Genomic DNA, 14,268 nt, shown 5'->3' with positions numbered 1-14,268 from the left:
CGCCGAGAGCTGCGTGTCCTTGAAACGCACCACCGACGTGCGGGAAATGACGCGCAGATCATGGATCCCGGCGAGACGTCCGATAAGAGCTTCGGTCATTCCGTCAGCCAGGTATTCCTGTTTCGGGTCAGCAGAGAGATTCTTCAAAGGCAATACTGCCAGCGACTTGATGGGTTGCAGCCCTGTGCCCTTAGCACTGCCGCGATTTATTAGCAGAACGATAGCGACGATTGCAGCCGCTGCCGCGATCGCGAGCATCATCATTAGACGCGCGGAAAGGGTTTTTGGGGGAGTGGCTGGAACTGCAGGTTCCGCAATTGCTTGCGCTTGAGATGGAAGGGGTTGCTCCTTTGCGAGGAGCGGAGCCTCGGAGGAGCCATTGCCGTGAGTAATCGGTGCGGCAAAGCGATATCCCTTGCCAACCACGGTTTCTACAAAACGAGGCTTCTCCGGGTCATCGCGTAACACCAGACGGATCTTGCGAACAGCCGTGTTGATGCTGTGATCGATATCGACAAAAACTTCCTTGCGCCAAAGGTGGTCAGCGATCTCTTCGCGGGAAACCAATTCCCCATGCCGCTGAACCAGCAGGATGAGCAACTCCATAGGGAGTTTTTCCAAACGCAGCTGGCGTGCGCCTCGCTGCAGCCGATAACCGGACTCATCGAGCGTGAACTCGCCGAAATGGAATTCCTGCGCCGTAACTCCCCGCATGGGATGGTGAATTGGCGTCGAGAATGATGCGCCATTAGCAGCTAACAATCAACTGCTGCAGCAACTTAGGAGTTCAGCAAACCTTTACCCGCGCTTCAGTGAAGCTGCATTGCCTAACGCGGCCACACCGCTCAAGACTGCGCCTCATCACTCAGATTTTTGGAGGTCTCTCATGAAGAGCAAAGTTTTGAGCTTGCTGACGAAGGTTGGATTACTCGTGCTGTCGATTGTCACAGGGGCAAGCGCGCAGAACGCGGTAACCGACTGGAACAATACTGCAATCACCGAAGCTCGCAAGAGCAGCGCACCTGGTGCAACGACTGCGACGCCAGTCTACGTCGCTTACGTGCAATTGGCCGTGTACAACGCGATCAACGCAATTGATGGAGGTTTTGCTCCCTACAAATATTCACTCACCGCACCGGCGGGCGCCTCCGCCGATGCCGCGGCTGTTGAAGCTGCATATCGCACACTGTTGTACTTTTTGCCCGATCGTGCTGCAGCCCTTTCCGCCCAGTACACGACATCGCTGTCAGCAATCCCGGACGGTCCAACAAAAGCTAACGGACAGAGTGTAGGCTTGGCATCGGCAATCGCTTTGATCCAGCTACGCGCAAACGATGGACGCGGAGCCAGCGTGCCGTACAGCTTCCCATCAATACCAACCGCCGGAATCTGGATGCTGACGCCCGGGATAACTGCCCCGCAGACACCCTGGCTCGGGCAAATGCGGCCGTTTACATTTGATGATCCAGCGCAGTTCCTTCCTGACGAGCCGCCGCCTGACTTTGGCAGCCAGACCTGGGTCGACGATTACAACCAGGTAAAGGCGCTTGGAGCCGCAAACAGCACAGTGAGGACGCCCCAACAGACAGAGATTGGGCTTTTTTGGACTGAGCCTACCGCCACCCAATATGGCCGCATGCTGCGCGCAAAAACCACCGAGCTGAACCTGAGCCTTGCAGACACGGCGAGATTATTTGCCATGGCGTATGCAGCGGCGGCTGACGCCTCAATCGGTTGCTGGAATGCGAAATATCACTACAGCTTCTGGCGTCCAGTGACCGCGATTCGCAATGGCGATATCGATGGCAATCCCGATACCGTAGCTGACGCGAGTTGGTCACCGCTGGCGACAACGCCTGGGCATCCGGAGTATCCGTCATCGCACGCCTGCCAAACCGGAGCATTAGCCAACACGCTTAAGGCCTATTTTGGAACTCCGCATCTACAAATATCGATTGACAGCACGGTAACGGGCACAACCCATAACTTCAACAGCGTCCGCGAGTGGCAGAAGGAAGTGGAATTCGCCCGCATCTACGCTGGATTTCACTACCATCACTCGATGGTGCAAGGATTTGTGCTCGGTCACAAAGTTGCGCAGAACGTGGTGACGAACTATTTCAGGCCGGTGCGTTAGCAGGAAACGTCAGAGGCGGCGAGCCTCTGTCTCGCCGTCTCTGATCGGTTTTCGAATTACGGCGGTCTATGCCAAGTGTTTTCGAATGCGCATTAGCGCGCGATCGCCTGTTGGCATGCGAAGTACACGTACATGTTCTGGCGCCGGGTTACTGCCATCCGTGGCGATCCCGATGACAACTGCACTTGCGCCGAGAAACCAGCTGCAAACCAAGACAATCTGGGACAGGAGAAAGCGATGAAGAGGATCTTTTCCGCAGTCGCTGCCATAGTCACAATCGTTGCGGCAGTCGCATGGGCAACGAGCTTGGCCGAACCGAGCAAGAAGGAGATTGTCGGGTTAACCCCAGACAAAGTAAGGTGGTTTACTCCCCCTTACTACAACGACGGCAGACAACGAGCGCACCTGTTCGGCGACTCCAGCCAGGGTGGCACCTGGATCGATCGCGTGAAAATACCTGACGGTGCGCGTGTCCTCGCACATACGCACCCGCGAGACGAACTGGCCACGGTGATCGAAGGCACCTGGTATGTGGGCGAGGGAGCGAAATTCGACGCAGCGAAGCTAAAGAGCTACCCGGCAGGTAGTTTCGTCGTCATTCCGGCCAACGTCCCTCATTTTGTCGAAGCCAAAGGCGCTGTCGTCGTTCAGCTAACCGGCATCGGGAAATGGCAAACTGACTACCTGGAGAAATAAACCCTCAATCTGTGGCGAGAAGGGTGGCGCACCTGGTGGCGCACCCTTCGCTGCTTCTTGTTCTTGCTTGCGATAGCGGAGGCTACCTGGTGTTGTAGCCACGTTGATAACCCTCCTCATAACCTTGCCGGTACGTATCTTTATACCGCTGCTTATCTCCGTACAGTGAGGTGTATCCGTGGCCGGCATTCTTGTAGTTGTCGTCATGAGTCGGGCGGAAGCCGTGTCGGTCGGTACGGTCATGAAGGCCATCCTTGATGCCGTCATTGAATCCATTCTCCCGCGCGATGCGATCGCCGCTCATCATGCCCCGATCACTGGAATACCGGTCATCGCCATAACCATCTCGATTCCAATCTCGATCGCGACCACGGGCGCTGTTGTAGCCCGCTTCATAACCATCGCGGAAATCGCGCCGCTCGTCGCCTTCCCGATAGCGATCGATGTCGGGTTGAAAGCGCCGTCCGCTGGATGCATCCGTTCGTACTCGTTCGTAACCGTCCCGATATGCGCGGCGGTCTTCGCGATCCTGGTAAGTCCAGCTCTGATAACTCTGTGCCACGCTCCATGCCGAGCAGCCAAGTAGCGCCGCGCCCAACATTACTGTTCTGAAAACCTTCATCCTTGCCTCCGAATACCTGCCCATTTCAGTTCGGTAAAAGCAAGGCGGATGCCAAATTCTCGTGGGCGTAAGTGACTGAATTTTCAGTGCGAGAAAACGAGAGTAGCCGTGGAGGCGTTGAAAGTGCCGACGGCGAATTCGACAGCTGAGCGCGGGTTGGGGGAACGTTCTCTAAGCCGCGCAGTTGCGCACCCTTTTGAAAACCGCAAAAGCCGGGGCCCCAGACCAAGCAAGGCGGACCATCAGCGGCAGAATTCCCGAGCAAACCCAACCATTTTGTACGCGAGGGGACACCCCACAACGGGAAAGGCTGGGCCACTCCTCCATTGCATCCACCTGTCGCGAATGACAGTTGCGGACACAATTGACTATGACGGACTATCCCTTCAGTCGGGGGGTGCCAGCTAGCCGCGCGACCCTTCTCTGTAGAAACCTTAGCAAATCAACGCTGGCCGGAGAGCGTCGATGCAGCATTTGCAATTGATCTAATGGAAGAGATGGCTTTACTAACCGAGCGTTGTAGAAGGCTATTACGTTTGCTACCACCGTCAGCGTAGCAGATTCAAGCCACACAACGATGTTCTCCCACGCGGACCTCGCCAAGGAGCAAGCAGTGTGACCCAAGCGTCGTCGGCTGTCGGGGAGACGATCTCCCGCTACCGTGTTCTGGAGGAACTCGGGAGCGGAGGTATGGGCGTGGTTTACAAGGCCCAGGACAATGAACTCGGCCGCTTTGTAGCTCTCAAGTTTCTACCGGAAAGCCAGGCCCGAGATCCGCAAGCCCTCATGCGTTTTCGGCGTGAAGCGCGAGATGCATCTGCGCTCAATCACCCAAATATCTGCACGGTCTATGAAATTGGAAACCACGAAGGCCACGCTTTCATCGCCATGGAGTACTTGGATGGCGTAACGCTGAAGTACCTCATTGCAGCAGGCACACTCGATACCGACTGTATCGTCACGATTGCGATCCAAGTGGCCGACGCACTCGATGCCGCTCACAGCCAGGGCATCGTGCATCGTGACATCAAGCCTGCCAACATTTTCATAACGAAACGGGGATCTGCCAAGATTCTCGATTTCGGACTGGCGAAAAGTATCGGTTCTGAGAATTTGCCGAACACGATCGATCATGCAACTCGATCGGTGCCTTGCGTCGCGGGGGAAAATCTCACCAGCCCCGGCACGGCCCTGGGCACCGTGGCGTATATGTCTCCCGAACAAGTGTGCGCCAAAGAGCTGGATGGTCGCACCGACCTGTTTTCCTTCGGTGTGGTGCTGTATGAAATGGCGACGGGGAGGCTGCCGTTTCCAGGAGCCAGTCAGGGCCTTATCACCGATGCCATCCTAAATCGCGATCCGGTACCACCCATACTAGTCAATCCTGCTGTTTCTCCAACTCTTCAGGACGTCATCCACAGAGCCCTGGAGAAAGACCGAACCTTGCGCTATCAGCATGCAGCCGACATGCGGGCTGAGTTGCAGCGGCTAAAGCGAGACGCGGAGCGGTGGATCTCGGAAGAAGGAACAGAGCCGAACACGATACCAACCACAGGCAGTTTGTCGACATCAGGAAAGCGCAGAGCACGAACCTCGTCCGTGCACGCCGCTGGCTCCGGCCCACAACGAGTTTCAAAAATCATTGACTCGCTTGCGGTTCTGCCTTTCGAAAATACTAGTGGCGACCCTGAGCACGAATACCTCAGCGATGGAATCACCGGGAGCCTGATCAATATCCTTGCATCCGTGCCAAAACTGCGAGTGATGGCGCAAAGCACGGTCTCTCGCTACAAGGGCCGTAGAGTTGACCCTCAGGCCATCGGTCGCGAACTAAACGTGCGCGCCGTGCTCATGGGAAGAATGATGCAGAGCGGCGGTTGCTTACGCATTGGCACCGAATTAGTGGATGTAGTCACTGGCTGTCAACTTTGGGGAGCCCAGTATGATCGCGAGCCCGGCGAAATTTTTAAGGTCCAGGACGAGATTTCCAACGAGATATCAGGGAAATTGCGGTTGCAGCTGACCCGCTCCGACAAGAAGCGGCTGAGTAAACGTCACACGGAGAATGCCGAAGCTTACCGGCTGTACTTGCAGGGTCGTCATCACTGGAACAGGTGGACGGAGGAGGGATTTTACAAGGCGATCGACTACTTTCAGCAGGCAGTCGAAAGAGATCCTAAGTATGCTCTCGCCTTTGCCGGCTTGGCTGATTCCTATGTGCTCCTGGGATGGAACAGCTATACACCACCGAAAGCAGCGTTCCCCGCCGCCAAAGCTGCAGCGATGACAGCGCTGAAACTCGACCCGAATCTCGCGGAAGCCCACGCGCCATTGGCGGCCGTGTTGTGGCTTCATGATTGGCAATGGGAACAGGCTGAGGCCGAATTCAAACGTAGCCTCGCACTGGTTCCCACCTACGCAAACGCCAACCACTGGTTCGCTGAGTACACGATGACCATGGGGCGGAACGAAGAAGCTTTGGCCAGAATGACCAAAAGCCAGGAGCTCGATCCGTTATCTCTCATCATCAACGTCGCAGTGGGCTGGGCCCTCTACCACGCGCGCCGATACGACGACGCTATCGAACAACTGCGCCGCGCGGTTGAATTAGATCCGCACTACCCCGTCACCTACTGGATTCTGTGCCTGCTGCTCAGGATAACCGGCCGCCACGAGATGTCTATCACTGAGGGGGAGAAGGCTGTGAAGCTGTCGGGCGGCAGTCCTTTGATGTGCGCGGCACTGGCGCAAGCCTTCGGCGCAGCCGGCAGAAAAGAAGGAGCGCTGAAGTTACTCGATGAACTGAAACGGCGCGCCGAGCAAAAGTATGTTGCGCCGTACTTCTTCGCTGGAATCCACATCGGCTTAGAAGAGAACGACCTCGCCCTTGAATATCTGGAGAAATGCTACCAGGAGCACTCCCATTGGCTTATCTATCTTCACTTAGACCCGAGCATGGACAGCTTGCGCGGCGACCCACGGTTCCAACATCTGTTGCGGCGCATTGGCCTTCCTGCCCTCGCGGCCGCAATCTCCGCATGAAGAAGCGGAGTCTGCGAACACCGCGCGAGAACCGCGCACCCAGCTGGCAGGAAACGGACACAAAACCCGAAACGGGAAAGGCTGGGCCACCCGTCCGCTAGCGTCGTAGTGACGCTGAAGTGCCCAGTTACTCAGGGTGACTTACTGCCGGATAGGCTGAACGATAATGGAGAACCCCCTTCCCGACAGAGATAGACAACCGAGCCGTCGTCAGACAGCGCGACTCCTTCAAATACCGGATGTTCGGTCGCGCTTGCACTCCATTTGCGCTCAAATAACTTCTCGCCGGTATCCGTGCGATAAACGATTACTCTGAGTCGGTCATAAGTTCCTTGCCCAAACTCGTGTAAGAACGACCGACCTCGCTCAAAGACAGCGAATCGCGTCTCAGACTTGTTCGAGGCTAAGTCCCAGAACTTGAAATGCGGCATAGCATATAAATGTTTACCATTCCGATCTGCAGTAAACGCTCCTTCGGAACAGGGTTCGATGTATATGTGGCTTGCGTCTATTAATCCGGCGCCCACCGTACAATCATGTTTTTTATCGGAATATATTAGGCGTCGTGTTCCCTCGCCAGGCTGTAGCCATAATTGATCCTTGTTCTCGTCAGCCTAGATGCACCCCAGGAAGGCAACTGTTCTTCAGTGCACGCCTGATTGATGCACTTTGCCTCCATTCGTCTACAGACTTGGGAGACCATTGATGACAGCGGCACTAGCACGATTCCGAACATAAGAATCATCGACTTCAAGATTGATCTCCAGACGCTGCAGAAATCACCGAACGCAACTCACTGCGATTGGCTGGGTGGCGCACCTTATTCTCCCTAATGGTTTTGACTTCTTGTAAACGATACCTCGCTGTGGGTGCCGCACTCCGCCTTTTTTCGCGGGATGCGTGTGTCGAATAGTTACTGGATCGCTTGCGTCTGGCTGTCCGAAGCGGCGAACTCTCGTCCTCGACGAAGTTAAGATCCCCCAACCCAGAGTAATTCGCAGAGGAATAGGACGTGCGATGATGAGTGCACCGCAAGAACTCTCGATTGCGCACTCCCGCGAAAAAGCCCGCGGAGTGCGGCACCCTCTTTCTTCGGTATCGCAGCAAGAAGAAGAAACAGCGAAGGGTGCGCCACGTGTCCGATCGTTGTCGGCACATCCTCACAGATGGTTTAATCCCAAAAAGAGAACTGTAACTTGACTTCAGGGGTGTCGGTGGGGGCCCTGTCGTCACAGGATCGAAACATTCGCCCGATTGGGACGAAATAGACCGGGACGAAATGCCAGTTCGCGTTGACTTCTCTCCGCCCCGGGACCAAAATACGCGACGCGCCTATAGCTTTGTCGAAAGACCTCTCGCCTAATTGGGAGCGAATAGCTGCCCGACAAGTCCTTACAGCAGAGCTAAGCTCAGAAGGAGAATCAACTATGAATAACGTTCATCGATTCCTGGCAATTGCTGCTCTGCTGGGCGTTTCGCTTCTTGGCACGATGTCGGCCCAAAATGGTTTCGTCGAGACGGACCTCGTTGCTGACGCGAAACCTCTCATCGACAGCAACGGCATCGTGCATACACCGGTTAATCTCGACCCGCACCTGGTGAATCCCTGGGGTGTCGGCACATCTGGAGGCTCGCCGTTTTGGGTTTCGGATAACAACGCTGGAGTGTCGACGCTCTACAACACTGCAGGCACACCACAGACACTGGTCGTTTCCATGCCTTCGCCGGGAGATCCGCTAGGATCGTCGGGAACACCAACGGGGCTAGTCTTCAACATTTCTTCTGACCCCAATGCATTCAAGCTCTCGGGTTTCAGCAAAGCCGGCGCCCCGGTGAGTGCTCGGGCCGTTTTTCTGTTTTCGACAGAAGATGGGACGATTCTGGGTTGGAATCCCGGAGTAAATCCGGCGGGCTTCGATCCGGCGAAGGCGGGCACGTACGCGATCATCGCGGTCGACAACTCCGCCAAGCCTGACGCAGCGAATGGAGCCGTATACAAGGGACTCGCCATCGCCACCGACAGCAATGGCAGGACATTGCTCTACGCTACGAATTTCCGTTCCGGCACAGTGGACGTGTTCGACGGGAATTTTGCAACCCCGACGACCCCGGCACCTCTCCCTGCCCACGCGTTCACCGATCCAAACCTGAAAAAAGGCTATGCTCCATTCAACATCGTTTCCGCCAACGGTAAGCTCTTTGTGACTTACGCTGTACAGAATGAGACAAGGCACGACGACGTGGGGGGCCAGAGCCATGGCATCGTCGACACTTTTGATCTCGACGGAAGCGGGCAGCAGCGATTCGCACAGCATGGCCAGCTCAATTCGCCCTGGGGAGTGGCTGTGGCTCCCGCCAGCTTCGGTCAGTTCGCCGGCGACATCCTGATCGGCAATTTTGGCAATGGTCACATCAATGTCTACAGCTCGACTGGGGAATTCGTGGATAAGCTCCGCGATCCCAACGGCCAGGCGATCGTCATCGACGGCTTATGGACTCTGAGGGTAGGGAACGGCGGCAACGGTGGTAACGCCAACACCGTGTACTTCACCGCCGGTCCGAACGGGGAGAGCGACGGATTGTTCGGCAGCCTAACCCCTGCTCAGTGAGCAGAGGACGGGTGAGAAGGGAACGGGAACAGGGGACAGCTTGGTCTGGACATCGTCTGAGAGTGGATGTCCCAGATTGGGATCTCTTGTTCCCTTTCGTTTTCTTTGGGTAAGGTTACGCCCAAAACCCGTGGAGCACCGTTTTGTTGCTCATTAGCGGCAGGAGTCGTTCCGTCTGGAACTTCTTTCCGTATGAAGGTGTCTTACTCTGCGGGGGAGTCTATGCAGCATCCGATGTCCAGCAGAATTCGCCAGAAACACGCGCGCGGACGTGCAATCCGCGCAGCTGACACAACTGTCTTTCCGATTGCGATGGTCGTGGTGCTCACCGCGGTGCTTGTGTTAGTCATGGTCTTGGCGGCGCAGCGATAACTAGGCGACCGCGAAGATCCCCGGGCAGGGTGCCTCAGCCTTGCTGCCTCTCGTTTCATATGGAACTCCACAGGTGACGCACCCTTCGCTATTGTCTTATTTTCCTTGCTTGCGATTGCTAAAACGTGGGTGCCGCACTCTTCGTGCCTTTCGGACGCCACCCGTCATTATTTTTGGCGCATGTTGAGCGCGTCGAGTGTGTGCTTCAATTGTTCCAGCTTCTGTCCAGCTTCGCCGAGCTTACCTTCCGCCGTTAGGCGCTGGTAGTCGGCCAGATCCTTGGCGGCTTCCCCAATAAGTGCGTCGCGATCTGCGGAGGGGGATAGCTCAGACGACGGAGCGCGTCGCGCGGGCTGCTCGGAGGCAGCGGCGGGGCTTATCGAGGAAGCCGCTCCGCCAAAAAGCGATGCCATCGCCGACTCGAACGTCGGTCCATAGGCGAGCCGATCTTGCAGCGCGAGCACGACGAGACGCAGCTCTGGCATCGGGCTGCGCTCAGCCTGCAGGTAAATCGGCTCGGCATATAACAACGCGCGTCCTGAGGGAATCACAAGCAGGGTTCCGCGACGCACGTGCGAGCCTTGCTGGTTCCACAACGTTAATTGTCCTGAAAGCTGTGCGTTTTGATCGATTCGCGCTTCGATCTGCAGCGGTCCATCCACAAGCTTCGTTTTCGGAAAGTTATAGATCAATGTCTTGCCGTACTGGGCGCCGTCGCTGCGACCGGCAATCCAACCAATTAGATTATTCCGATTTGCCGGCGTGAACGGCAGGATCTCTACGAACTCGACGCCGGTTTCACCCGGAAGTTTCATCAGCACGAAATTCGGTTCCATCGGCAGCGTCGTTTGCTCGCTGTTGGCATTCAGCCCGACTTCGCTGGCCACCGTCCAGAGATCCTCACGGTTGTAGAACACTTCAGGATTCGTCATGTGATAGAGGCCATATACCGCCGCTTGCATCTTGAGCAACAGCTCGGGGTAGCGTACGTGCTTGCGAAGATCGGGTGGCATCGCCGCTGCGTCCTTAAATAGCTTCGGAAAGATACGCCGGTACGCCGAAATGATCGGGTCGTCCTTATCAAAAATGTAAAACGTCGTGGTGCCGTCATAGGCGTCGATGACCGCCTTGACGCTGTTCCGCATGTAGTTGATGGGATTGTTACCGAGATTGTGATGGCTCGAGTACGGATAGCTTTCTGAGGTTGTGAACGCGTCCATGATCCATGACAGCCGGCCATCATCGCCGAGGACGATGTACGGATCCGGATCATAAGTGAGGAATGGCGCCAGTGCCGATACTCGATCGCGCACGTTGCGCCTCATCAAGAGACGACTATCTTTGTTCACGTCATCGCTGAATGGCAGCTTCGCGATGTCGCCACGATCGAGCGCAATGAGGATGCGGCGCAAGAAGCTGCCGAGAACGAGGCCGCCATTGCCCTCGTACGCTGTGAGGTTGTTGGTCTGGCCTTGCGGATAGTTGAATTCCTTCTGTCGTGTCTTTACGTACACGTCGGTGTTGGTCATCTCACCAAAGTAGACTTCTGGACGTGTCACCGTAAGACCCGGCACCGTGCTCTGAACGGGCATATTGCTCAGAATCAACGTCGGCAACCCTTCCGGCGTAAAACCGTTTACGGGATTCATCGTGATTCCGTAGCCGTGTGTATAGATCAGCTTCTCATTGATCCAATTGCGGCTGCTCTCTGGAAGTTTTTCGACGTTCAGCTCGCGCGTGGCAAGCATCACTTGGCGAATCGTGCCGTCGATTTCATAGCGATCGATGTCGATATCGGGGAAGTCGTAGTACGTGCGGATTTCTTGTATCTGGCGCAGCGTGTCTTGCAATGCATGCCAGTCCCAAAGTCGGATGTTTTGTAACGTAGCCTGATTGCTTGCAGGATCGATTGCAGCGACGGTTGTCTCGGCGGGAAATTCCCGCTCCGAGACCTGGTTCAATCCGTATGCCTGCCTCGTCAACTCGATGTTGTGGGCAATGTATGGTTGCTCACGAATCAGCTCATTTGGCTTAACGATAAAGCTGCTTACATACCATGCGAAAGCCTGAACGCCGAGATAACATAAGATCGCCGGAAGGATGCCTGCGACAAGCCAGCGCAGGCGCGATCCCAAAACGGCATTGGCGATCGCGATCACCGCGCCCAGAACGAGCGCTATACAGAGGACGAGCATTCCTGCGAGCGTTACATGTGCGTCCGTGTAGGTTACACCCGAGAAAATGGTGTGATCATCGAACAACCGCTCGAATCGACCGACATACACACGCATTGCAAGGATCAGCAGAAGGAATGCGAAGGCGCTGGAGAACCCGCGCCACGGAAACGGAGTGTAGTAAGCACCGCGACGCCAGGTGAGGGCGCGTGTGCCGCTGGTGATAAAGATGAAGAAAATGGCGACCACGCAGATAATCACGGCTACTGTCATTAACCAGCCGAGGAGCAGCTGCCACGCGGGAAGAGTAAACAGGTAGAAGCTCAGCGGTTTGCCAAAAATCGGATCGACAAGTTCACCAGTCGCACGCGGCGCGTACCCATAGAGAGCGAGCGTCGGCCACTCCAGCATCATGCTGGCGCCGGTTGCAGCCGCGACAGCGAGTGAGACTCCGAGGCCGAGCAGGCGCAGCACAGGTTCGACCGGCAGCTTTACCGGCTGTCCCGCGATGAAAATCGTGTGACTGCTCGGCAAGTTGGGGAGGTGCGCTCGCTTCAGAGCTAAGAACGATCCGTATAGGATGAGAAATGTGGCTACAGCAAATGCTGTAAGGGCGACCCACTGAACTCTCAGTGTCGTCCAGAATACGTCGCCGTAGCCCAACGACCCGAACCATAGCGCGTCGATGTAATAAGACAGCGCTGTCCGGAAGCCAAAGACGACACCAAGAAGAACCGCCAGAACGAGAATGATCAAGAAGCGGCGATGGCGTGGCGGGCGCATCGCCGGCCAATCAATGGACTCAGGCATTAGTCATTCGCATGATACTCCCTCGGGTTAGGCAAGTTGCCTCGCGGGTGGGCTCAACAATGGCAAAGCGAGACCATCGACGTGTCCAAACTGTGCCCGAATGCCGCTCCGCTGAATGATCGATGAGTCAATGAACGGGCTATCGTAGAAGGCCGGCTCGAACCCAGCGTTTCGTTCGAACCGCAATGCGATCACTGCACGAGTTATCGGCCATTCGGACGTGTGGCGCACCTTCGCCATTGTCTTAGTTTCCTTGTTTGCGATTTCCAAAACCTGGGTGCAGGCTGCCGCGATCTCGTCAGTACCTGAGCACCTGGAAACGCTCAGACGTGGAAGTCTGCGCGATTGAGATGGGTGCCACAATTTTTGTGGCAGTTCCAAGGCAAGAGTGAGCCGTGGTAGTGTGATGCCGCGAACACGCTTCCTTGATTGGAACTGGCATGTGGGCGCTGACGCACGAAGGGCGTTCCTAAACTGAATCGCGCTTCGTGTGCGCTAATCTCCGGATTGCGACGAACACCCACTAACAGCCCGATTCTGGATATTGCAAGTGTAATGGCGATTTAACGCCAACTGGGGACAGAAAACCTTACGAGGCTGGGGAAATTTCTTTGCACCCAGCCTACAGTGTGATCTGCCATGTGCAGGTACGCCTTGGCTCCCATACTGTTGTCGATCGATCGAGCTTTTGCCACGAACGAATCAATTGGGCCAGCTTCGACCGGAATGTATAGACAAGCAGACTCCGGTTCGTCAGGTCCCCTGCATCCATCACTCCTGAGCCTTACGAGCACCACGGCATGTCCGACTGAATCTACGCAGCGGAAACTCATGTGAATACCGCCGCCCGCGACATTTGGCGCAAAGGCTCCGAGCTCAATATCGCGAGTGTCTCTCATGTTCGACGGAAAACCACTCAAAGTCTCGCCAGTCTTGAACAAATCGTCGTGAGCCAAGTACATCCTAGTGGCGCCACGGAAAGGCCCGTTTGAGCAGGTGACCTGGTATTCAATCACGTCTTGATCGAACCAGAGGACCTCGAACTCTATGCCTCGCATGATTGCAGATTGTAAGAGATGGTCGGAGAAATCAGGCGTTAGCACTCGAATCGCGGTCGGTCAATGAGTGTAATGGCGATATTACGCCAACTATAATTTTCGGCGTGAAGGACACGTCCAAACCGGACGACTTGCCTGCCGACGTAGTCGAAGGCGCTACGCTTCGTGGAAATGAGTATGGCTGGCCTGTGACTTCCTTTCGAGTTGCTCTTGACAGAGCCGAGGCGCACGGTTACGCGTGCTTAGGCGGCCAATTCCAATTCCGCTTGGCTGATGGCTCTACTTGCGAGATGTACTGGCTAAGTGCTGACTCGAAAGAACGGTTGCTTGGAGAACCGTGGGCCGAGTATTCCCGACGTTCATGTTCCGAGGTGAAGCAGAATTTTGAACGATTAATCTCGGAAAAAGATTTCACCACGGAAGCATCAGGATGGAGCCTCCCACCTGGCGCTGCTGAGAATCTAGTTTTTGTCGCCTATTTTGTAACTGAGTTGGACCTCGCCAGACTTGATACATTGAAGCTTTCCTAAACAGGCGTTATCGTAACTTGCGATCAAAGGCGGGGGACGATTCGGTGATCCTTCGGAACTCCAAGCCCTCGCCAGCACGATGGAACAAGCATGCGATGCGAGTTGCGCTTTCCATACGGCACTTATAAGTAAAGTCGCCTTCCGCTCCGAAGTCGGGCTCGAACTCAAAGTCACCATTCGCATGGAAAGTAACATCTTCGACATCCCCATCCGGGCGA

General features: G+C 55.7%; 10 protein-coding genes. 5 read left to right on the top strand and 5 right to left on the bottom strand.

Annotation, left to right across the window (positions count from 1 at the left end):
• A partial coding sequence (locus VNX88_00965) for a winged helix-turn-helix domain-containing protein (GenBank protein ID HWY67199.1) occupies positions 1-762 on the bottom strand: 762 nt, incomplete at its 3' end.
• Between the two features lie 124 nt (positions 763-886).
• On the opposite strand from VNX88_00965, the gene VNX88_00960 reads away from it, so the two are divergent.
• Positions 887-2,137, top strand: a complete 1,251-nt coding sequence (locus VNX88_00960; GenBank protein ID HWY67198.1) for a vanadium-dependent haloperoxidase — start codon at positions 887-889, stop codon at positions 2,135-2,137.
• 237 nt (positions 2,138-2,374) lie between these two features.
• Positions 2,375-2,833 carry a cupin domain-containing protein gene (locus tag VNX88_00955; GenBank protein HWY67197.1) on the top strand — a complete coding sequence of 153 codons (459 nt, stop codon included), beginning with the start codon at positions 2,375-2,377 and terminating at the stop codon, positions 2,831-2,833.
• A gap of 82 nt (positions 2,834-2,915) precedes the next feature.
• On the opposite strand, the gene VNX88_00950 is transcribed toward VNX88_00955, so the two are convergent.
• A complete protein-coding gene (locus VNX88_00950; protein ID HWY67196.1) occupies positions 2,916-3,455 on the bottom strand; it encodes a hypothetical protein in 540 nt (179 codons plus the stop codon).
• 615 nt (positions 3,456-4,070) lie between these two features.
• Between VNX88_00950 and VNX88_00945 the strand changes: the two genes are divergently transcribed.
• From VNX88_00945 to VNX88_00935, 3 genes are all read left to right on the top strand, one after another.
• Positions 4,071-6,497, top strand: coding sequence for a protein kinase (locus tag VNX88_00945; protein HWY67195.1), 2,427 nt, complete (start codon positions 4,071-4,073; stop codon positions 6,495-6,497).
• A gap of 1,427 nt (positions 6,498-7,924) precedes the next feature.
• Entirely contained in the window at positions 7,925-9,106 is a 1,182-nt protein-coding gene (locus tag VNX88_00940) for a TIGR03118 family protein (protein HWY67194.1), read from the top strand.
• Between the two features lie 234 nt (positions 9,107-9,340).
• Positions 9,341-9,478 (top strand): hypothetical protein, encoded by a 138-nt coding sequence (locus tag VNX88_00935; protein HWY67193.1) that lies wholly within the window; start codon positions 9,341-9,343, stop codon positions 9,476-9,478.
• Positions 9,479-9,645: 167 nt separating this feature from the next.
• Here VNX88_00935 and VNX88_00930 read toward each other — a convergent pair whose 3' ends face one another.
• From VNX88_00930 to VNX88_00920, 3 genes are all read right to left on the bottom strand, one after another.
• Positions 9,646-12,462 carry a UPF0182 family protein gene (locus VNX88_00930; protein ID HWY67192.1) on the bottom strand — a complete coding sequence of 939 codons (2,817 nt, stop codon included), beginning with the start codon at positions 12,460-12,462 and terminating at the stop codon, positions 9,646-9,648.
• A gap of 563 nt (positions 12,463-13,025) precedes the next feature.
• Positions 13,026-13,520, bottom strand: coding sequence for a hypothetical protein (locus VNX88_00925; protein ID HWY67191.1), 495 nt, complete (start codon positions 13,518-13,520; stop codon positions 13,026-13,028).
• A gap of 537 nt (positions 13,521-14,057) precedes the next feature.
• Positions 14,058-14,268 (bottom strand): hypothetical protein (locus tag VNX88_00920; GenBank protein HWY67190.1); only part of this gene is annotated, 211 nt, incomplete at its 5' end.

The organism is Terriglobales bacterium, assembly GCA_035567895.1.
Taxonomy (GTDB): domain Bacteria; phylum Acidobacteriota; class Terriglobia; order Terriglobales; family Acidobacteriaceae; genus Gp1-AA112.
This window is presented reverse-complemented; position numbering and strand designations above follow the sequence as displayed.

Bases quoted from the DNA above. Each gene is read 5' to 3' on its own strand.
- VNX88_00960 (HWY67198.1), top strand. From the start codon at position 887: ATGAAGAGCAAAGTTTTGAGCTTGCTGACGAAGGTTGGATTACTCGTG.
- VNX88_00940 (HWY67194.1), top strand. From the start codon at position 7,925: ATGAATAACGTTCATCGATTCCTGGCAATTGCTGCTCTGCTGGGCGTT.
- VNX88_00925 (HWY67191.1), bottom strand. From the start codon at position 13,520: ATGCGAGGCATAGAGTTCGAGGTCCTCTGGTTCGATCAAGACGTGATT.
- VNX88_00930 (HWY67192.1), bottom strand. From the start codon at position 12,462: ATGCCTGAGTCCATTGATTGGCCGGCGATGCGCCCGCCACGCCATCGC.
- VNX88_00950 (HWY67196.1), bottom strand. From the start codon at position 3,455: ATGAAGGTTTTCAGAACAGTAATGTTGGGCGCGGCGCTACTTGGCTGC.
- VNX88_00955 (HWY67197.1), top strand. From the start codon at position 2,375: ATGAAGAGGATCTTTTCCGCAGTCGCTGCCATAGTCACAATCGTTGCG.
- VNX88_00935 (HWY67193.1), top strand. From the start codon at position 9,341: ATGTCCAGCAGAATTCGCCAGAAACACGCGCGCGGACGTGCAATCCGC.